We start from the raw sequence: 19,549 nt of genomic DNA, 5'->3' as shown, positions 1-19,549 counted from the left end.
GGAACCGGGCTCTGTGACGGTGCACAGGGCGTCAGGAACCGAGCGGGCAGGTGCCCCGGTACTCGTCGATCGTCAGACCGGGCCGCGGCAGCGGGCACAGGAACTGGTCGTAGCGGGTGTCGTCGTCGACGAACCGCTTGAGCCAGGAGAGGCTGTACTTCGCGATCGTCGTGTTCGACGAGTTCGGGGTGAAGTGCGTGGCGCCGTTGAGCTCCAGGTACGCCTTGCCGAGGGAGCCGGGCAGACTCTCGTAGAACGGCTCGGAGTGGGTGGCGACGGGGGCGATCGTGTCGCCGTCCGCGCCGATGACCAGCGTGGGCGTGGTGATCTCGGGCCAGGTCTTGTCCGTGTTCCACGCGGTGAGGGGAACGGCGGCCTTGAGCGACGGCCGGGCCTTGGCAGCTTCGAGGGTGCCGCCGCCGCCCATCGAGTGCCCCATCACACCGAGCCGGCTCGCGTCGACGCGGCCCCGCACGGCACTGCGCTGGGTCAGGTAGTCGAGTGCCGCCAGGAGCTGCCGCCCACGGCTGTCGGGCTGGTCGACCGTGGTCAGGGTGTCGATGGTGAACACCACGAAGCCCTGGGAGGCCAGCCTCGGCCCGAGCCACGCCACCGAGGACTGGTAGGCGGTGAACCCCGGCGAGATCACCACGGCGCCGAACGTGCCGTCGCTCGTGGACGTCGGGTAGTAGACGGTTCCGCCGCCGAAGCCGCTGACGGCGAGCGAGGAGACGGTCGTCTCGCCGACGGTGTACGAGCCGCGCAGCGCCTCGATGCTCGACTGGGTGGGCGCAGGGCCGCGCTCGTACGGATTGCCCGCGGCCGCCGCCGTGCTCGCGGGAGCGGAGCCGGCGGCCTGGGCGCCGGGGGCGAGCAGCAGGGTCAGACAGGCGGCGGCCATGGCCGCGCCGAAGTGTCGTGTCACGACGGAGTCGTCCTCTCGTGTCGTGGGGTGACGGCCGCCCGGGCGTCCGGACGGCGGCCACGCCGTGAACTGGCCCGGCCACTGTCCGGCCGCCACGTCCCACGGGCATCGGCAGAATCGCCGGTCTTCTCCGAGAGGGACGACTCCGGTCTCCGAGAAGGACGGCTCCGGTCTCCGCGAGGGACGGCTTCGGTCTCTGCGAGGGACGACTCCGGTCTCCGGGAAGGACGACTCCGGTCTCCGGGAAGGACGGCTCCGGTCTCCGAGTGGTACGACTCCTAGGCCCGGCGTCCCACCCGGACCGTGACCGTCTTCGGCCGCTGGTACTCCTGGAGTGCCAGCGTGCTCAGGTCGGTGCCGTGGCCGGAGGCGCCGCGGCCGCCGTGCGGGAGTTCCGCCGTCTGCACGAGATGGCAGTTGACCCAGGTCTCGCCCGCGTCCAGCGCGGCCGTCAGTTCCAGACCGGTCGTCAGGTCGGTGGTCCACACGCTCGCGGCGAGGGCCTGCGGGACTCCGTTCGCCAGGGCGAGCGCGGCCTCCACCCCGTCGGCCCGCTGCACGGTGAGGAGCGGGCCGAACACCTCCTCGGTGACCGCCGGGTCGTCGTCCGGGAGGTCGGCGAGCACCCGCGCGGGCCGCCAGTGCCCCGCCTCCTCGCCCGGCGCCGGGGCGATGTCCGCGACGATGTCGCGCTTGGCGTCGGACGCGGCTACGAGACGGTCGTAACGCTCCGTCTGGCCGGGGTTGTTGAGCGGGCCGAAGTCCCGTCCGGCCACCCGGGCGGCCATCGCCGCCGACAGTCCGGCGACGGCGGCCTCGTAGTTCTCCGGCAGGGTGATGACCCGTGCCGGAGCGGCGCAGCTCTGCCCCGCGTTGTACGTGGCGGCGTCGGCGAGCGACTCCCAGGTGTCGCCGGGCGCGTCCGGGAGGACGATCGCCGGAGCGTTGCCGCCCAGTTCCAGACTCACCCGCCGCGTCCCGGCGCGGACCGCCACGTCCGCCCCGGCCCGGCCGCTGCCCGTGAACGCCACCATGTCCACCGCCGACTCGACGAGCAGCCGGCCCGTCTCCCGGTCGCCGGGGAGATGCGTGAGGACCCCGGGGCCCAGGGCGAGCACGGCGTGCTCCGCGAGGAGCTCCAGACTGTCCGGGGTCGTCTCGGCCGGCTTCGCCACCACCGTGTTCCCGGCCGCCAGGGCCGGCGCACACCGCCAGGCCGCCATGAGCAGCGGATAGTTCCACGGCACGACCACACCCACCACGCCGACGGGCTCCCAGCGCACCCAGCTCTCGTGGCCCGCCACCAGCAGGCCCGCGGCCGGTGCCGTGCGGGTCCTGGCCGCCGTCGCGAAGAAGCGGAAGAGGTCCGCGACCTGCTCGATCTCGCCCGCCGTCTCCGCCACCGGCTTGCCGGTCCCGGCCCCCTCGCGGGCCGCGTACTCCGCCGCGTGCTCCTCGATCAGACCGGCGAGCCGGTCGAGGCGCCGGCCCCGGTCCTTGGGCGTGAGGGCGCTCCAGCCGGGCAGGGCGGCACGCGCGCCGGTCACGGCCGCCCGGACCTCGGGCAGCCGGGACAGCGCGGCCGTACCCCGCGGCGCCCCGGTACGGGGGTCGGTCAGTTCGGACACGGCGGGTGTGCCGGTTGCGTCGCTGGTCATGCGGGGGCCTTTCGTCCATCGGGGTGGTGCGGGTTCACACGTCGTACGACCTCAGCCAGAGCTCCAGGGTGAGCACCAGCCACAACTTGCCGCCCTGCCGGGGCAGCAGCGCGCCCTCGCCCCGCAGCCAGGCCCGGACCGTCTCCGGCCGGAACAGACCGCGCTCCATAGACCTGGGACCGAGGAGGAGGTCCTGGCCGAGATCGCGCAGCGGGCCCGTCAGCCATTGCTGGACGGGCACCCGCATCCCGCTCTTGGGCCGGTCGACCACCGTGCCCGGGAGCAGGTCGCGTACCGCCTCCTTGAGGATCCACTTCTCCGCCGTGCCCCGGAGCTTGAAGGCCGGCGGGGTCGCGAAGGCGTGGTCGACGACCGACCGGTCGAACAGCGGCGAACGGCCCTCCACCCCCTGGGAGGACGTCAACCGCTCCACCTTGGTGAGGATGTGGTGGGCGCCCTTGGTCCGCAGGTTGCAGTGGAGCAGCTGGTTGAGGAGGTGTCCCATCCGGTACGGGCTGCCGCCGGCGGCCGTCAGATACGGCGCCACGTGCCGCTCCAGGGGTGGGGCCTCCCGCAGGGCGTCGAGCGCCGGCGCCGTCAGCAGGTCCGGCAGGTCCGTCCAGCACTTGCGGTACGCGCGCAGGTACGCGGTCGCCCGGTCCTCGTCCCAGGGCGCGCCCGGAGTCCTGTGCATCTCCTGGACCAGCATGGGCAGGTTCTTCGGCCCGCCGAAGACGGGGTCCCCGCCCTCGCCGTTGAGGACCACGGAGGCGCCGTCGGCGGCCACGGCCTCGGCGAGCATCAGGTTCGGTACCGTCAGCGGATCGCCGACGGGGCTGTCGAGCAGGGCGGCGGCCTCGGCGAGACGGGCGGCCACGGCCGCGCCCGAGACGTTCAGGACCCGGTGGCGGGTGTGGCAGTGCGCGGCCACCAGACCCGAGTAGCCCAGCTCGTTCGGCAGGTCGTCGCCGAAGCTGATCGAGTAGGTGTGCACCGGGTGGCTGTGGAGCTTCGCCGCGAGGGCCGTGACCAGGGAGCTGTCGATCCCGCCGGAGAGGAGCACGGCGGCCGGTTCGCCGGCGGGCAGCCGGCTCGCCGTCGCCCGTTCCAACAGGTCCCGCAACGCGGTGACATGGCCGCTCGGGTCCTCCGGCGGAGGCTCCTCGATCCGCTCCCGGGGCTCCCAGTGCACGGTCTCGGTCGACGTCCCGTCCCGGTGCAGCCGCAGCACCCGGCCCGGCAGCACCTCCCGTACGCCGGTCAGCAGGGTCTCCTCGCCCGGCAGGTACGCGAAGGTGAGGAAGGAACGGACCGCCGACAGGTTCATCGAGGTGCCGAGCGCGGGCCAGCGGCGCAGCGCACGCAGCGAGGTGGAGGCCGCCCAGGCGGTCTCGGCCCGCGCGTAGAACAGGGTGCGGGCACCGACGTGGTCACGGATGAGGACCAGGTCGGGGCCGTCGAGTACGGCCAGCACGAACATTCCCTCGGCCAGGGCCACCCCGGCGTCCCCGAGCAACGCCCAGCAGTGGAGCAGCAGTTCGCCGTCCGGGCAGTCGGGCGGCGGGGGAGCGGCCCTCTTCGCGAGCGCGGCGAGGAGCACCGGGCGGTTGTGCAGGGTGACCTCTCCGACGGCCGTCCGCCCGTGCGCGGTGAACGGGCCCTCGGCGCGGCCGTGTTCACCGCTGAGCAGCGACAGCTCGGCGCCGGGGACCTCGGCCGGGACATGGCCCGGGCCGAGGGCGCCCATCGTGTCGAGATGGGCGCGGGCCTGCCCGGTGGTGGCGGCCAGACAGGCGCACAGACGTGCCACGAACTGCTCCTTCTCCTGGTGTTGCCGGTCGTGCGGGTGGTGCGGGTGGCGCGGGTGATGCCGGTGGTGCGGGTGGTGCCGGTGGTGCCGGTCGCGAAGGGGCGCCGGGGCGTGGATCAGCCGAAGTCGTCGTCGTTCCAGGCGTCCCCCTCGCCGTCCCAGTTCGCGTCCCAGTCGTTCCCGTCCCCGGACCCGTCCCCGGACCCCTCGGACCCCTCCGAGCCGTCGTCGGAGTACCCCGAGCCACCGCTGTCGCCGCCGCCTCCGCCGGACTGCTGGGCCTGCGCCTGCTGCTGCCGCAGCGCCTCCTCCTGCTCGGGGGACATGCTCAGCGGCGGCAGCTGGGCGGCGGTGATCGCGAGGGTCGCCACCCCGAGGCCCGCGAGCAGCACGCCCATCCGGCCGCCGAAGGAGCTCCGGTTGACCAGGACCTTCTCGCCGCGGGCCCACAGGGTGCGGCCGTAGCCGATGTCCCGGGCGTAGGTGACGGTGCCGTCGGCGAGGCTGCGCTTGATGATGCGGTCGCCGAGCAGCTCGTCGGTGCCGGAGGCGCCGCGGTTGTCGTGCCAGTGCACCAGGTGCGGGTGGCCGGAGGTGCGGCGGCGCCACTCCTCCAGGCCGTTCTCGTAGCGGCGGTGGACGGTGCCGTCGGCGAGCAGTTCGTCCGCGTAGCCGATCTCTTCGGGACGGTTCATGGTGTGCGTACCTCGGGTCGGTGGGAGGGAGCGCCGGGACGGGTCACGCGGCGGGCCAGGTCATGAAGCCGGTTCCGCGCAGTCCGCGCAGTCCGCTCCAGAGGGAGTCGCGGGGCGGTCGTGGCCCCCGCGTCAGGCGCAGGACCGTGCGCAGCAGCCGGTCGGGGGGCACGGCCGCCACCTCGGCGAACCGTCCCTCCGCCAGCCAGTCGGCCTCCCGCGGCCGCAGTGCGGCGGGCAGGGCGGCGAGGGCGGCGGGACCGGGCGTACGGCCCCGCCCGGTGGGCAGGCGCAGCGCTGCCGCGTGGCGGGGCGCAAGGCCGAGGGACACCACCCGCACTCCGGGCACCGGTCCCAGACCGGCCCGCACCAGGGCGGGGAACGCGAGCCCGGCCGGGCTCGCGTCGTGCAGGACGTACACGGTGGCGCCCTCGGCCCGCTGCAGGGCGGCGAGCAGCAGCGGGTCGAGAGGCAGGGCGTCCGCGGCGGCGAAGACCGGGCAGGCCGCCTCCAGATGGACGTGGTTGGCGAGCAGCATCCCGGCGATCGAGCGGTCCTGGCACAGCAGCAGCCGGGGCAGCCCGTAGGCGTAGAGGTCGGGTTCGGAGGACTCCGGCGACCGCGACGACCCCGACGGGCCGTGCGACCGGGGCGGGTCCACCCGCGCGGGCAGCGGCGGAAGCAGTCCCGGTACGGTCTCCCGGCCGCGCGCCTCCAGGGCGCGGGTGAACACGGGCAGCCGCAGGACCGGGGCGGGGGTGCCGGGCACCCGGCCCCTCAGGAGCGTCGAGCCGGGGCTCAGGACGCGGCAGGTCTCGTAGTACAGCTGGCGCTCGGTGAAGCGCAGCCCGCCGGGTGCCCCTGCTCGGGCCGCGGCGGCGGTGATCGCCCGGTCGGCCACCCCGACCGTGGTGCGGGCGGCGAACCCCAGGACGGGGCGACCGCCGGTGCGGGCGGCCTGTCCGTCGCCGGCGGCCCGGCTGACCCCGGCGTGCTGTCCGGCGTGCTGTCCGGTCCCGGTGGTCGGGCCGGTGCGCGGGGACGGGAGGTGTCGCTGGCTCATCCGGCCGTGGCGCCTTTCGTACGGGACGGGCCGCCGGCCCGCGCCGGCGCCTCGGCCGGCCAGGTCAGGAAGCCGTCGGTGGAGCGGAGTTCGGCGGGGCGGGCGGACAGGGCACGTTCCACGGCCGCCGTGACGACCGATTCCAGGACGGGGGGCGGGACGGCGGCGAGCGGACTCCAGCGGCCCCCGGCCAGCCACGCGGCGTCCTCCTCGGACAGGCCGGCGACGGAACGGAGGTCCGCGGCGTCCACCGTGGACGTGGTCGAGACCCGGTGCACGGCACCCAGGCGGGTCCTGACCGCCGAGACCGGGAGGCCCGCGTCCACCACGACCCGGCCCGGGTGGGCGAGGCGCAGCAGCGGGGCGAGCAGCGCCCCCAGAGCGCTCGCGTCGTGGAGCACCACCACCGGGAGCCCCTCGGGCACGTCCGCCAGCGCCTCGTGCGCGGCGGCCGGTTCGGCCTCGACGAGCCGTGCCTTGAGCCGCGCGGGGACGGCGTTGACCCGGAGGAACTCGGCGACCGCGTGGTCGGTGCAGAGGAGGACGGCCTCGCGGCGGCCGCCGGCGGACTCCCGGGGTGCGGGCCTGCGGGGGTCGTCGTCCACCACACCCGGTGGCAGCCGCTTGTACACGGTTCGCCAGGGCCCGGTCATCGCCTGCCGGAACGCGGACTCCGAGGGGGTGATGCTCCACCATGCCTTGCTCGCGGGCCTGTACCGCAGGGACGACGCCACGACCACGACGACGACCGCGGCGGGGACGCAGATCGCGCCCACCACGCCGTGGACGAGATTGCCGACGACGAGGAGGAGAACGGCGAGGGGCGCGGCGACGAGCCACCGGACGCCGGGCCGGATCCCGCGTGCGGGCTTCGCGTCCCAGACGTAGGTGGACACCCGGGAGAGGTACCAGAGCTGGGTGAGGGTCACCTTCAGTCGTCCGCCGTCGGTGGCGCGCTCGGCGATCCGCCGGATCCGCAGGTCGTGCATGCCCCGGCCGTGGAGCTTCGGGTCGAGCGCGAACCGGCTCTCGCACCGCGAGCACGTCTGCCCGGTCCGTTCCTTGGCCGCCAGCTGGGCGGCGCAGTGCGGGCAGATCACCGGCCACCCGCCGGGTCCGGTTCCGCGGCCTCGGGCCAGGTGAGGAAACCCAGGTCGGCGGCGCGCCGCCGGTCGGGGTCGACCCCGTGCGACACCTGCCGGGCGACCCGGTCGACGACCGCGAGCAGCCGGGCCGGGGGCAGTCCGACGAGCGGGAACCGCCAGCCCTGCCCGAGCCACTTCAGCTCCTCGGGGGTGTACGTCCCGAGTGCGGTGAGGATCCGCATGTCCGCCGGGCTCGGCCTCCGCCGCGGGTCCCGGTAGGGAACGGCCTGAGGCAGGGCCCGTACGGTGCGCAGCGGCGGTCCCACGTCGACGACCGTCCGGCCGGGCAGCGCGTCCCTGAGGCCCCGTACGAGCAGTTCTCCGTCCGCGTCGGTGTCGTGGAGGACGAGCACCGGCCCCTTCGACGGGAGCGCCGCGGCCTCGGCCGCGCTCCGGACCACCGCGAGGCCGTGGCGGGCGGGCAGTCCGTCGGCGACGAGGAACGCGACCACGGCGCGGTCGGGGCAGACCAGCACCCCGGTCGGGCCGGCCGCACCCGCCGGGTCCGGCGGGCCGGCTTCGGGGCCGGCGGGGTCGAGCACACCCGGCGGGAGCGTCCCGTACACCGACCGCCAGGGGGAGAGCACCAGGGCGGGGAAGCCCTCCCGGACGACCGGCGGGACACCCTTGCCCGCCCCCAGGGCCCGGGCCACGGAGATGCCCAGACCGACGAGCAGCAGAACGGCGGAGCCGATCAGCAGGACGGGTGCCTCGGCGAAGAAGGCGATGACGGTGACGAAGCCGGCCACGACGAACGCGGCGCCCATGCAGCCCTGCCCGAACTCGCTGTCCCTGAGGCGCTTGCGGGAGAGGGCGTACCAGAGCTGGTCGGGGACGATCCCGATCCGGCCCCCGTCGGTGAGGGCGGCGGTGATCCGGCGTACCCGGAGGTCGTTGAGACGGAGCGGGTTGGTCTTGGGGTCCAGCGCGTAGGAGCGCTTGCAGTGGGTGCAGCGGTTGCCGGTCCGCTCCTTGCGGAGCAGGTTGCGTTCGCAGTGCGGACAGATCACCTGGGCACCTCCAGTGCGGCGGCCACCCGGCGCAGCCGGGCGGCGAGCCGCTCGCGGACCGTGGTGGCGGCGATGCCGTGGACCCGCTGGGCGCGCTCGATGTCGCGGAGTTCGGCGGCCAGGGCCCGGTAGTCCGTGACGGGCTCGGCGGCCAGGGCCGTCCGGCCCCCTGCGGGCGGCCCGCCGGGGGACTGGGCCCGCCGTTCGGCCTCGGCCGCGGTGATCGCGTAGTCCTCGTGGTCGATCCCGTAGCCGGTGTTCGCGGCGAGGATCGTCAGCGGGGAGTCACCGCGGTTGGCGAAGGAGTGCGGCATCATCTCCGGGATCCGGATCAGCATGCCCGGCGCGAGCGGGACGTCGGTGACGCGCCCGCGGGCCTCGTCGTACAGCCCGCAGGAGGCATGTCCGAGGCTGAGGACGAAGTGCTCGCCGCCGTGCGCGTGCGGGGTGAAGGCGCTGCGCGGGCCCACGACCCCGAGTTTGACGGTGGCGTTCGACGGCCGTTCGGGAGAGGTCCCCGCGTCCCCGACCAGATAGTGCGCGAACTGCCCGTCGTCGATGAACCGCAGGAACTCACGTTCGGGACCGAGCTCCCGGCTGCCCTCCCGGTCGGCGAGCAGAATGCCGCCGTCGGGCCTCAGGTGGTACAGCTCCACCCCACCGGGCAGATCCTTCGGGACCCGGTCCGGTATGTCGTCCGGTATCCGGTCCTGCGCTCGTGCCTGTCGTACGGGTCGTACCGCCATCGCGCCTCCCCCTGACGCCCGTTGTGCGTGCTCACGCACAACCACCGCATGGTAGAGCGCTGATCGGTGACAACGGGAGTCCTCGGGGCCACTCTCGGGGGACCCGGAGGTGAACGCCCGCCCCTCCGCCGGGCCCCGCGCCCCTTCCGGCCGGACCCGCGTCCCTCGTCAGAGCCGCCGGTCCGCCGTCGCCGCCGGCTCGCCGAGCGCCCCGGCCGCCGTCCGCCACGCCGCGGTGACGGCACCGTGGGCCAGCTCCGTCGCGGCGGTCACATCGGTGGGCAGCCGCAGCGGAGCCCCGATGTGGACGTGCAGACACGGCCTGCGGACCGGAGCGGTGAGCACGCCGGCGATCTGCTTCACGCGCCCGCCCGACGTGATCCGACGGGCACCCGCCTGGCCGATCGGCACGACCGGACGCCCCGTGGCCCCGGCGAGCCGCGCGAGGCCCGTACGGAACGCCTCCGGCGGGTTCTCGGCGGAGTCCGGACGCGTCGGGATGCGGCCCTCCGCGTACAGCATCACGTGTCGCCCCGAGGCGAGGGCCACGGCCGCGTGGTCGAGGGCGGCCGCGGCGTGGGCCGAGCCGCGGTGGACGGGCACATGGCCCTCGCGGGTCAGGGCCCGGCCGAGCAGGGGGATCCGCCACAGCCCCGCGGTGGCGAGCAGCACCGGCTCGACGGCGAGCCGCTTGCGGAGCGCGGCGAGGACGAGCGCGGGGTCGGCCGTCGAGGTGTGGTTCACGACCAGGATGCTGCCGGGTTCGAGACGTGCCCCGGGATCGGCGGTGACGGACAGTCGTCCGAAGAACGGGACGACGCGGGCGGCGAGACGGCTGAGCACGAAGGGCCCCCTGGCTCCGAGGACGAGGCGCTGACCCGCTCATCGTGCGGGACCGGGCGTTCCCTCACATGAGCACGCGTACTCAGCTCCCGTACCCGAAGCGCATGAGTGCGGGGAGCGGTGGCGGGACGCCTCGCGGGGCGGACTACTCTGATGAACCGGCAGCCGGGCCCGGGGACGCCGGGGCGCGGACAGACTCGGCAGGGGAGGGGGCGACGGTGGGACGTTCGACACGACAGCTCGTGGCCCTCCTGCCCGCGATGCTCTGCGCGGTCTGGTCCCTCCTCGTCCTTCCCGCGGCGACGGAGCAGCCGGCCGACCGCACGGCCGCGGCCGGACCGGCCCCGACCAGGACCGTGGCTCCCGCCGCGTCCCAGGGCGCCGGACCCCGCGCCTCGGCTCCCGAGCCGCACTTCGCGCCCACCGCCGTCGTACGGCTCCCCGCCGCCGTCGAGAACCCCGCACGGATCCCCGTCACGCCCGCGGGCACGGCCGTCGTCCCCGTCGACCTCTCCCTCCCGGCGCGCGGCGTCCTCGCAGGCGACCCCCGCCGGGAGCGCGCACCGCCCGGCACGGCCCACGACCCGCGGGCCCCGCGCGGCCCTCCCTCCACCCGGCACAGCTGACGTTCCCCCGCGTCGCCGTCCGGGCCATCGGCATGCCCTCGGACCGGTCCACGACGCGGATCCACCCGTACGTCCGGCACGGCCGGCGCGCGCTCCCACCCTCCGCGTGGACGCGTGCCGTCGCCGTGCGCCGCCCGTGGAGTAACCGTGTCCTCTCGTTCCGCCTTCTGGCGTGCGCTGCTCGCGCTCGCCGTCGTCGCCCTGTCCCTCTGGATCACCCTGACCACCCCGCCCCGCCTCGGACTCGACCTCCGCGGCGGGACCCGCATCGTCCTCCAGACCGAGGACGGACCCACCGCCCGCGCCGACGCCGCGGCCACCGACCGGGCCCTGGAGGTGCTCCGCAAACGCGTCGACGGGCTCGGCGTCGCCGAACCCTCGCTGGCCCGCTCCGGCGAACGCCGCATCGTCGTCGAACTCCCCGGACTCCGCGACCCGCGCCAGGCCGCCGAGGTCATCGGCCGTACGGCCCAGCTCACCTTCCACGCCGTCACCGGCGAGGCGCAGCCCCCGGCCGGACCGGATGCGTCGCACGGTTCGAGCGGATCGGATGGGCAGGCCGGAACGGTCGCGAAGAGCGGGACGCCGCGCGTCCTCGCCGACCCCGACGCGCCCGGCCGCTTCCTCGACCTCGCCGCACCCGTCCTCACCGGCGACGGAGTCAAGAGCGCCGAGGCCGTGCTCGACACCACGAGCGGCCGCGGCTGGACGGTCGACCTCTCCTTCCGCGACGGCGCCGCCGACAGCTGGGCCCGGCTGACCGGCGCCGCCGCCTGCGCGGCGCCCGGGGACCCGGCCCGAAGGGTCGCGATCGTCCTCGACGACCGCATCGTCTCCGCGCCCGCCATGCAGACCGGCGTTCCGTGCGGCTCCGGCATCGGCGGCGGCTCCGCGCAGATCACCGGCGGATTCTCCGCGCAGGACGCCCGCGACCTCGCGGCCCTCGTCCAGGGCGGCGCCCTGCCGGTCCCCGTCACGACGATCGAGCAGAGCACCGTGGGCCCGACGCTCGGCGCCGAGGCGATCCGGGCCAGCGCCTGGGCCGCCGTGATCGGCCTCGCCTGCACCGGGCTCTTCGTGATGGTGGTCTACCGGCTCCTCGGCGTCCTCGCGACCGCCGCGCTCCTCCTCTACGGCCTGATCTCGTACGCCGCCGTCGTCGCCCTCGGCGCCACGCTCACCCTCCCCGGCCTCGCCGGGTTCGTCCTGGCCATCGGCATCGCCGTCGACGCGAACGTCCTCGTCTTCGAACGTGCGAGGGAGGAGTACGCGGCCCTGGGCAGGGGCACGGCCGGGCGCGATCTGCGGCGGCCGCTGACGACGGCTTTCGGCAAGGTGTGGAGCGCCGTCGCGGACTCCCATGTCACCACCCTGCTCGCGGCGGGCCTGCTGTTCGTCTTCGCCACCGGCCCCGTCAAGGGCTTCGGCGTGACCCTCGCGATCGGCGTCGTGACCTCCCTCCTCACCGCGATGGTCATCACCCGCCTCCTCGCCGACCTCGCCCTGCGTCTGCCCGCCGTACGCCGACGGCCGGCGGTCACCGGCATGGCGGGACTCGGCCGGCTGCGCACCAGGCTGACCCGCCGGGTGCCGCGCCTGATGGCCCACCGGCGCCGCTGGCTGCTCTCCTGCGCCGCACTCCTGATGGCGGCCCTCGCCGGAATCGGCGTCCGGGGCGTGGAGTTCGGCGTCGAGTTCACCGGCGGCCGGGTCGTCCAGTACACGGCCGAGCGGCCCGTCGACGCGGACGCGGCGCGCGCGGCGATCACGTCGGCGGGCTTCCCCGACGCCGTCGTCCAGACGACCGGCGACAGCGACGTGTCGGTACGCGTCCGGGAGAGCGGGGACGGCGAACAGCGGGAGATCCGGGAGGCACTCACCCGGGTCGCGGGCCCGGTGGAGGTGGAGCGCGACGACCTGATCGGCCCCAGCCTGGGAGGCGAGCTGCGCACCCACGCCCTGCTCGCGCTCGGACTGGCGGTCGCGGCCCAACTCCTCTATCTGACCGTACGGTTCCGCTGGACGTACGCGACGGCGGCGGTGGCCGCCATGACCCAGGACGTGCTGCTCGTGATCGGCCTGTTCGCCTGGCTGGGCAAGCCGGTCGACAGCGTCTTCCTCGCCGCGCTCCTGACGGTCGTCGGCTACTCGGTCAACGACTCCGTGGTCGTCCTCGACCGGCTGCGGGAGCTGCGGCGGCGCGGTGGGGGCGTTCCGCTCGCGGACCTCGCCGACCGGGCCGTCGCACAGACCCTGCCCCGTACGGTCAACACCGGCATGGGTGCGCTCTTCGTCCTGGTGGCGCTCGCCGTCCTCGGCGGCGACTCGCTCACGGACTTCTCCGTCGCGCTGCTCGCCGGAGTCGTGCTCGGCATGGCCTCCACGGTGTTCACGGCGATGCCGCTGGCCGTGGCCCTGGAGACCAGGAACCCGGCCCCGGCCGCGACCGGCTCGGCGGGCGGCTCTTCCGGCTCCGGGAGGCGGCAGCGGGCGGGCGGTGCGGGCGCGGACCGGGACCGCTCGGGCGCGGTGGTCTGACCCGGGCGGAGCGAGCGGCGCGTCCGGAGTCCCTCCGTCGGAGCCGGCGACCCGTCACCCGCACGGTACGGCCTCTCCGTACGGAGCCCTCGTACGGTCTCCTGTACGGAGCGCTCGTACCGCCTCTCCGTGCGGAGCGCTCGTACGCCTCTCAGCGCGGAGTCCTCGCACGGTCTCCCGTACGGAGCCCTCGCACGGTCTCCCCGTGCGAGGGCTGACGGGCCGTCCCCGGGTCAGGACCCCGTGAGCTCGGCCTCGATCAGGTCGGCGGCCCGGCGCGTGCCGCCCTCGCGGGCCATCGCCTCCTGGATCTCCCGGGCGCGGCGCGGCACTTCGGGATCGTGGAGGAGCGCGAGCATGTCCTTCCGCAGACGCTCCGGGGTGACCTCGTCCATCGGCAGGTGCCGCCCCACGCCCAGCGCCTGCAGCATGTCGGCGTTCCCGAACTGGTCGACGGCCTGCGGAACGGCCACCATGGGCGTGGCCGTGGCCAGGCCCTCCTGGCTGCCTCCCGCGCCCGCGTGGGTCACGAAGGCGTCCGCCTGCCGAAGGATCGCCAACTGGGGAACCCAGGAGTGCACTTCGACGTTGGCCGGCACCTCGCCGAGCTCGGCCGGGTCCACGAACTTCCCGATCTGCAGGACGACATGCCAGCCGGGAAGCCCGGCGAACGCCGTCACGCAGTCCCGGTAGAAGCCGGGCAGCTTGGTGAAGGCGGAGCCGAGGGAGACCAGGACCACCTTCTCCGCGTCCGCCGGCCGCTCCCAGCCGCCCTGCTCGGCGCGCTCGCCCTGGCAGGCGCCGACGAAGGTGTAGACGGACTCGTCGACACGGTCGGCCTGCGGCTGCAGTGCCTTCGGGATGAGGACGAGCGCGCGACGCGGGCGGGCGACGAACCTGTCCGGGTCGGTGTCGAGCCCGTGCTCGGCGAGCCAGGCCTCGAACCGCGCGTAGTACGCCTTGCCGCGCGGTGAGGCCTTGAGCTCGGCGTACATCGGCTCGGCGACCTCCTCCTCGTACCCCTCCCACGGCACGAGGTTCGGCCACAGCGAGACCGCCGGTACGCCCCAGCCGTGGGCGAGGACGCGGGCCGGGTAGGAGGTGATGTCGTGGAGGACGAGGTCCGGCCGGTCGCCTTCGAAGGCCTCGGCGAGCCGGGGCAGCGCCTGCACGGCATCGTTCAGGAAGGGTTCGAGGTTGTCGATCAGTTCCGTCCCCCAGGCGTCCGGGTCGTCGTCGGTCGGCAGGGTCGAGGTGTAGACGACGGGAGTGGCCCCGGTCGCCGCGACCTTCTCGGCGAAGGAGGCGGGGACGGCGTAACTGACCCGGTGGCCGCGCGCGACGAGCTCGCGGATCACCTCGAGGCTCGGGTTCACGTGGCCGTGCGCGGCGATGGAGAACATGGCGATGTGTGCGGGCGACGCGGTGGTGGTCATGACGGCCACTCTAGATGAGACGAGACGTCTCGTCTATCTCATGGGCCGCACATCGACCGGTGAGCGGGGCGGCCGGTCACCGTCGCGACGCGTCGAGTTCATGGCCGGACGCCACTCGGGATGAACTGTCCATGCCAAGATGACGCCTGTCGAATCATGCCGCCCGACCCAGGGGACACAGTGAAGACACAGGTGTACGCCACCAGGGGCGCGCTCGCCCTCGCCGCCGCCCTCACGATGACCATCGCCCTGCCCGGCAGCGCGTTCGCCGCGCCGCCCCCGCCGCTCCCGGCCAACGCCGACGGCCTGGAGCAGACCTTCCAGCCGGCCTACGACTACGACACGGACGGCTGTTACTCCACCGCCGCGATCGGACCCGACGGCACTGTCAACGGCGGGCTCAACCCGTCCGGAACCGTCAGCGGCCAGTGCCGTGACTCCTGGGACCTCACCCAGACCAACGGCTACTCGCGCGCCAAGTGCAACAACGGCTGGTGCGCGATCCTCTACGGCCTGTACTTCGAGAAGGACCAGGCCGTCTGGGGCAGCGGCCTCGGAGGACACCGCCACGACTGGGAGCACGTCGTGGTCTGGGTGCAGAACAACCAGGCGCAGTACGTCTCCACGTCCGCCCACGGCAACTTCAACACCTACGGCCGGGACGCGATCCGCTGGGACGGCACCCACCCGAAGGTCGTCTACCACAAGGACGGCATCGGCACGCACTGCTTCCGGCCCGCCAACTCCAACGACGAGCCGCCGGAGAACCACCAGCACGCCTGGCAGTTCCCGAGCCTGGTCGGCTGGAACGGCTACCCGGCCGGCCTGCGCGACAAGCTCAGCCAGGCCGACTTCGGCAGCGCGGTGTTCGGCCTGAAGGACGGCAACTTCGCCCCCCACCTGGCCAAGGCCAAGCCGGCCGGCATCCCCTTCGACCCGTACGCCTGACCCGACAGGGGCCCGGGGCCCCGGCGGCCGATGGCCGACAGACCGGTTCACGTCTGTCGGCCCTGGTCGTCCCGGCCCCGTCTGAGGCAGTGGAAACCCTCCAAGCCGGGCTGCGCATCGTTGTGCCAGGTCAAGATCACCACGCTCGTCCGCGCGACCGCAGACTTGCAGGACGAGGCCGCCGCCGCGGCCTCGTCCGCATCGACACCTGGGACACCACACGTGAGCGAACGCGTCATCACGCCCAAGAACCGGGGCTTTCTGTTCCTCGACTCCCATCCGGCCGGCTGCCGGCGGCTGGTGGACGAGATGTGGGAGGCCGTCCCCGCCCCGGCCGCCGCCGGAGGCGAAGGGCCGGTGGCACTGGTCATCGGCTCGTCCGCCGGGTACGGCCTGGCCGCGACGATCGCGGGCCTGGCCCGCGTCGGCATCCGCGGGATCGGCGTGTGCTTCGAGAAGGCACCTGCGCGCCGCACCGGCACGGCCGGCTGGTATCGCACCGCCGCCACCGCACGGCTCGCCCGACAGCACGGGCGGGACATGGTCTTCCTCAACGGCGACGCGTTCGGCGACACCATGAAGGAGCAGGTCGCCGACCTCCTCACCGAACGGTTCGGCGGACGACTCGACTACCTGATCTACTCGGTGGCCGCGCCTCGCCGCACCGACCCTGACACCGGCGAGGTGTACGCCTCCGTCCTCAAGCCGGTCGGCGCGCCCCACACCACCAAGACCCTCGTCTTCGACGAGCACGGCGCCCCGGAGGTCAAGGACGTCACCACGGCACCGGCCGAGGGCGACGACATCGAGCAGACCGCGGCGGTGATGGGCGGCGCCGACTGGGAACGGTGGATCACCTTCCTGGCCGACCGGTCCCTGCTCGCCGACGGGTTCGCCACCGTCGCCCTGTCCTACATCGGTTCGCCGCTCACCGCGGCGATCTACCGGCAGGGCACCATCGGCGCCGCGAAGGCCCATCTGGAAGCCACCGCACGCACGCTGGACGAGCGCCTCGGCAAGACCCTGGGCGGTCGGGCCGTGACCTCGGTCAACGCCGCTGCCGTCACCCAGTCCTCCACCGCCATCCCGGGCATCGCCCTGTACGTCGGGCTGCTGCGCGGCGTCCTCGGCGAGGCCATGACGGCCCCGATCGGTCAACTGGTGGAGCTGTGGGACCAGCTGACCGGCGCCCGCCCCCTCGACACCGACGACGAGGGCCGGGTCCGCCTCGACCGCTGGGAACTCGACCCCGCCGTGCAGAACGCCGTCGCCGAACGCTGGAACGACGCCACCAGCGACACCATCACCGAACTCGCCGACCTCGACTGGTTCAGCGACGAAGTCCGCCGCCTCTACGGCTTCTCCGTCCCCGGGGTCGACTACACCGTCGCCGTCGAGACGGACGTCCCCTGGCCCGCCCCCACCACCTGAGTCGCACCCGGGCACCCCGATCGCGCGAGCGGCGGCGCCCTCTCCCGAACCTGGCCCGGGCGGCGGCCACCGGGCGTCGTGGACTGCCTGACCTGCCTCAACGCACCGAAGTCCGGCATGGGATCATGCGTTTGCCCCGGGGGTGGGCCGCCCGTCGCGGGCGTGTGCGATGTGAGGAGCGCGGTGTGAGAACGGGTGGGGACCAGGGCGATTCCTCGGTGCCGGACGACGTGTGGGAGCAGTTCCTGCGTGATTCCGTGGAAGGCGTCCCGGACGCGCCCAAGGAGCCGTCCGCGCGGGCCCGGGTGGTGACGGAGCGACTGCGCAACGAGCCTGCGGGCACCGAAGGCTGGCGTACCCACACGCCCGCCGCCCCTGCCCGGCGCAAGAAGGGCTGGTACCTGGTCGGGCTGCTCGCCGCCGGGGCGCTGCTGGTCGCGGCCTTGGACCCGTGGGACATGATCGGCACCTCCGGCGGGAGCGCGGCGTCCGGACCGCCGCTCGCCCAGGAGTCGGGGCGTCCGACCGGCGCCCCGCCCGAGGAGCCGGCCCGACGCCCCACGCTCGCCGAACCGTTCAGGGGCTCGCCGGCCGTGCGCTGGGCGGACGGCACGGCCGGCATCACCGTCCCCGCCGCCCGGGCGACCGGGTGGATGAGCAAGGAACAGGTGGAGAAGGCGCTCCGGCAGACGCGCGACTTCCTCGTCGCGACCAGCCTGGACCCGTCCGTGCTGCGCGGTGAGCGTCCCACCCGGGCGATCGCCCTGATCAACCCGCACCAGAAGGACGTCCAGGACTATCTGGCCGCCGCGTTCGGCACGCCGACGGAGGAGAACGACCCGCTCCTCCTCTTCAGCCGCTTCGACCCCTCGTACGCCCGCCCGGCCGGCGACATCGTCAAGACCCGGGGCCGGATGACGTTCCGGGAGGGCGATCGCGGAGCCCTCCAGGTGACCACCGACGTCACCTACGTCTACCCGGTCGTACGGGCCGGGGCCGGCGGTGACGAGGTCGTGCGCACGATCGCGCGGCGCGAGGTCGTGGTGAACTGGGACGACCCCTCGAAGATCATCACCGAGGCGGGCACCCTGTCCCTCGTCTCGTACAAGGTCGACATGACCAACGGCGGCTGCGACATCCACACCGGTTACTTCACCCCGGAGTTCGGTACGCAGGGGGCGGACGGCGGTTCCACCGACGGCGAGACCGTCGACCCGTACGACCGCAGCACGTCGGCGTTCGACGGTCCGGCGAGCCCCGACGACGGGTGCAGGACCGCGTCGCGCTCCTGACCACCGGCCGGTCGCAACCGGTACGTGCCCGTTCCCGTCCGCCGTTCCATGGTCACGGGCGCACGGGGCGGGCACGATGGGGGCCACCACGGCGGGGCGCCCCCGAGCGCGCCGGAAGAAACCGGAAGGGACACGTCACCCCATGCCCCAGCACTACGGCGACTACCAGCACGAGATCTACTTCGACGGGCTCTTCGGCGTCCTGCCCACCCAGCCGATGACCTTCGCCGAACTGGAGACGAGGGCGCGGGCCGCGCTCCCGCCCTCGCTGCGGTCGTACGTGGCCGGCGGCGCGGGCGACGAGTCCACCCAGGAGGCCAACGCCACGGCCTTCCGCACCTGGGGGCTCGTGCCGCGCATGATGGTCGGCGCGGCCCAGCGCGACCTGACCGTCGACCTGTTCGGCCTGAGTCTGCCGTCCCCGCTGTTCATGGCGCCGGTCGGCGTGATCGGCCTCTGCGCCCAGGACGGGCACGGCGACCTGGCGACGGCCCGCGCCGCCGCCCGTACCGGCGTCCCGATGATCGCCTCCACGCTCACCGTCGACCCGATGGAGGACGTGGCCGCCGAGCTCGGCGACACACCGGGCTTCTTCCAGCTCTACACGCCCACCGACCGTGACCTCGCGGAGAGCCTCGTACGCCGCGCCGAGGCCGCCGGCTTCAAGGGCATCGTCGTCACGCTCGACACCTGGATCACCGGCTGGCGGCCCAGGGACCTCGCCACCGGCAACTTCCCCCAGCTGCGCGGACACGCGCTCGCGAACTACACCTCCGATCCCGTCTTCCGCGCCCGCCTGGCCAAGAGCCCCGAGGAGGACCCGCGCGCCGCCGTCCTGGAGTGGGTGGGCGTCTTCGGCAAGCCCCTGGTCTGGGACGACCTGGCCTGGCTCCGCTCGCTCACCGACCTGCCGATCGTCCTCAAGGGCATCTGCCACCCCGAGGACGTCCGCCGCGCGAGGGACGGCGGTGTGGACGGCATCTACTGCTCCAACCACGGCGGCCGTCAGGCCAACGGCGGGCTGCCCGCCCTGGACGCCCTGCCCGACGTGGTCGCCGCCGCCGACGGCCTCCCCGTGCTCTTCGACTCGGGAGTCCGCAGCGGCGCGGACGTCGTCAAGGCCCTCGCGCTCGGGGCCACGGCCGTGGGGGTCGGGCGCCCGTACGCGTACGGACTCGCTCTCGGCGGCACCGACGGCATCGTCCACGTCCTCCGCGCCCTGCTCGCCGAGGCCGACCTGATCATGGCTGTCGACGGCTATCCGACGCTCGCCGACCTTCGCGCGGAGGGCTCGCTGCGCAGGGTCCGGGCGTAGCGGCGGCGCCGCGCTGCGGCAGGCCCTCGCCTCCGACGGCGCCGGCCGCCCACGCTCTGGCGTGAGGC

At 74.3% G+C, this 19,549-nt stretch carries 16 protein-coding genes; 6 read left to right on the top strand and 10 right to left on the bottom strand.

Going from position 1 to position 19,549, the window contains the following annotated elements; genetic code table 11:
- Window positions 1–31 precede the first annotated feature (31 nt).
- The 9 genes from ACFQ79_RS02445 to ACFQ79_RS02405 form a co-directional block, all read right to left on the bottom strand.
- The gene (locus ACFQ79_RS02445; RefSeq protein ID WP_383579099.1) at window positions 32–901 is read right to left on the bottom strand and encodes an alpha/beta hydrolase family protein; all 870 of its coding nucleotides are present in this window, start codon (window positions 899–901) and stop codon (window positions 32–34) included.
- A 302-nt stretch (window positions 902–1,203) separates the two neighbouring features.
- A complete protein-coding gene (locus ACFQ79_RS02440; protein WP_383578963.1) occupies window positions 1,204–2,583 on the bottom strand; it encodes an aldehyde dehydrogenase family protein in 1,380 nt (459 codons plus the stop codon).
- 34 nt (window positions 2,584–2,617) lie between these two features.
- Window positions 2,618–4,393, bottom strand: coding sequence for an asparagine synthetase B family protein (locus ACFQ79_RS02435; RefSeq protein WP_383578962.1), 1,776 nt, complete (start codon window positions 4,391–4,393; stop codon window positions 2,618–2,620).
- A 116-nt stretch (window positions 4,394–4,509) separates the two neighbouring features.
- The gene (locus ACFQ79_RS02430; RefSeq protein WP_383578961.1) at window positions 4,510–5,088 is read right to left on the bottom strand and encodes a hypothetical protein; all 579 of its coding nucleotides are present in this window, start codon (window positions 5,086–5,088) and stop codon (window positions 4,510–4,512) included.
- A 43-nt stretch (window positions 5,089–5,131) separates the two neighbouring features.
- The gene (locus ACFQ79_RS02425; RefSeq protein WP_383578960.1) at window positions 5,132–6,151 is read right to left on the bottom strand and encodes a hypothetical protein; all 1,020 of its coding nucleotides are present in this window, start codon (window positions 6,149–6,151) and stop codon (window positions 5,132–5,134) included.
- On the bottom strand, window positions 6,148–7,251 hold the full coding sequence (locus ACFQ79_RS02420; protein WP_383578959.1) for a hypothetical protein: 1,104 nt from the start codon (window positions 7,249–7,251) through the stop codon (window positions 6,148–6,150). Before ACFQ79_RS02420 ends, ACFQ79_RS02425 begins: the two co-directional genes overlap by 4 nt.
- Window positions 7,248–8,306, bottom strand: coding sequence for a hypothetical protein (locus ACFQ79_RS02415; protein WP_383578958.1), 1,059 nt, complete (start codon window positions 8,304–8,306; stop codon window positions 7,248–7,250). The genes ACFQ79_RS02420 and ACFQ79_RS02415 overlap by 4 nt, the downstream gene beginning before the upstream one ends.
- Entirely contained in the window at window positions 8,303–9,052 is a 750-nt protein-coding gene (locus tag ACFQ79_RS02410; protein WP_383578957.1) for a cupin domain-containing protein, read from the bottom strand. The genes ACFQ79_RS02415 and ACFQ79_RS02410 overlap by 4 nt, the downstream gene beginning before the upstream one ends.
- Window positions 9,053–9,220: 168 nt before the next feature.
- Entirely contained in the window at window positions 9,221–9,895 is a 675-nt protein-coding gene (locus tag ACFQ79_RS02405) for a lysophospholipid acyltransferase family protein (protein ID WP_383578956.1), read from the bottom strand.
- 218 nt (window positions 9,896–10,113) lie between these two features.
- Here ACFQ79_RS02405 and ACFQ79_RS02400 point away from each other — a divergent pair, with 218 nt between their 5' ends.
- Both ACFQ79_RS02400 and secD read left to right on the top strand, forming a co-directional pair.
- Entirely contained in the window at window positions 10,114–10,521 is a 408-nt protein-coding gene (locus tag ACFQ79_RS02400) for a hypothetical protein (RefSeq protein ID WP_383578955.1), read from the top strand.
- Between the two features lie 147 nt (window positions 10,522–10,668).
- Window positions 10,669–13,059: a protein translocase subunit SecD gene (gene secD / locus ACFQ79_RS02395; protein WP_383578954.1), complete on the top strand. Its 2,391-nt coding sequence runs from the start codon at window positions 10,669–10,671 to the stop codon at window positions 13,057–13,059.
- 233 nt (window positions 13,060–13,292) lie between these two features.
- Here secD and mgt read toward each other — a convergent pair whose 3' ends face one another.
- Window positions 13,293–14,495, bottom strand: a complete 1,203-nt coding sequence (gene mgt, locus ACFQ79_RS02390) for a macrolide-inactivating glycosyltransferase (protein ID WP_383578953.1) — start codon at window positions 14,493–14,495, stop codon at window positions 13,293–13,295.
- Window positions 14,496–14,732: 237 nt separating this feature from the next.
- Here mgt and ACFQ79_RS02385 point away from each other — a divergent pair, with 237 nt between their 5' ends.
- From ACFQ79_RS02385 to ACFQ79_RS02370, 4 genes are all read left to right on the top strand, one after another.
- A complete protein-coding gene (locus tag ACFQ79_RS02385) occupies window positions 14,733–15,443 on the top strand; it encodes an NPP1 family protein (RefSeq protein WP_383579098.1) in 711 nt (236 codons plus the stop codon).
- 222 nt (window positions 15,444–15,665) lie between these two features.
- Entirely contained in the window at window positions 15,666–16,874 is a 1,209-nt protein-coding gene (gene fabV / locus ACFQ79_RS02380; RefSeq protein WP_383578952.1) for an enoyl-[acyl-carrier-protein] reductase FabV, read from the top strand.
- Between the two features lie 185 nt (window positions 16,875–17,059).
- Complete coding sequence (locus tag ACFQ79_RS02375; RefSeq protein WP_383578951.1) at window positions 17,060–18,166, top strand: hypothetical protein; 1,107 nt, start codon at window positions 17,060–17,062, stop codon at window positions 18,164–18,166.
- A gap of 142 nt (window positions 18,167–18,308) precedes the next feature.
- Window positions 18,309–19,481 (top strand): alpha-hydroxy-acid oxidizing protein, encoded by a 1,173-nt coding sequence (locus tag ACFQ79_RS02370; RefSeq protein WP_383578950.1) that lies wholly within the window; start codon window positions 18,309–18,311, stop codon window positions 19,479–19,481.
- The last annotated feature ends 68 nt before the right edge of the window (window positions 19,482–19,549 follow it).

It is taken from the genome of Streptomyces sp. NPDC056480 (genome assembly GCF_042795405.1).
Lineage (GTDB): Bacteria > Actinomycetota > Actinomycetes > Streptomycetales > Streptomycetaceae > Streptomyces.
Note: the sequence above shows the minus strand (reverse complement) of the source record. Positions and strands in the feature narration are given on the sequence as shown.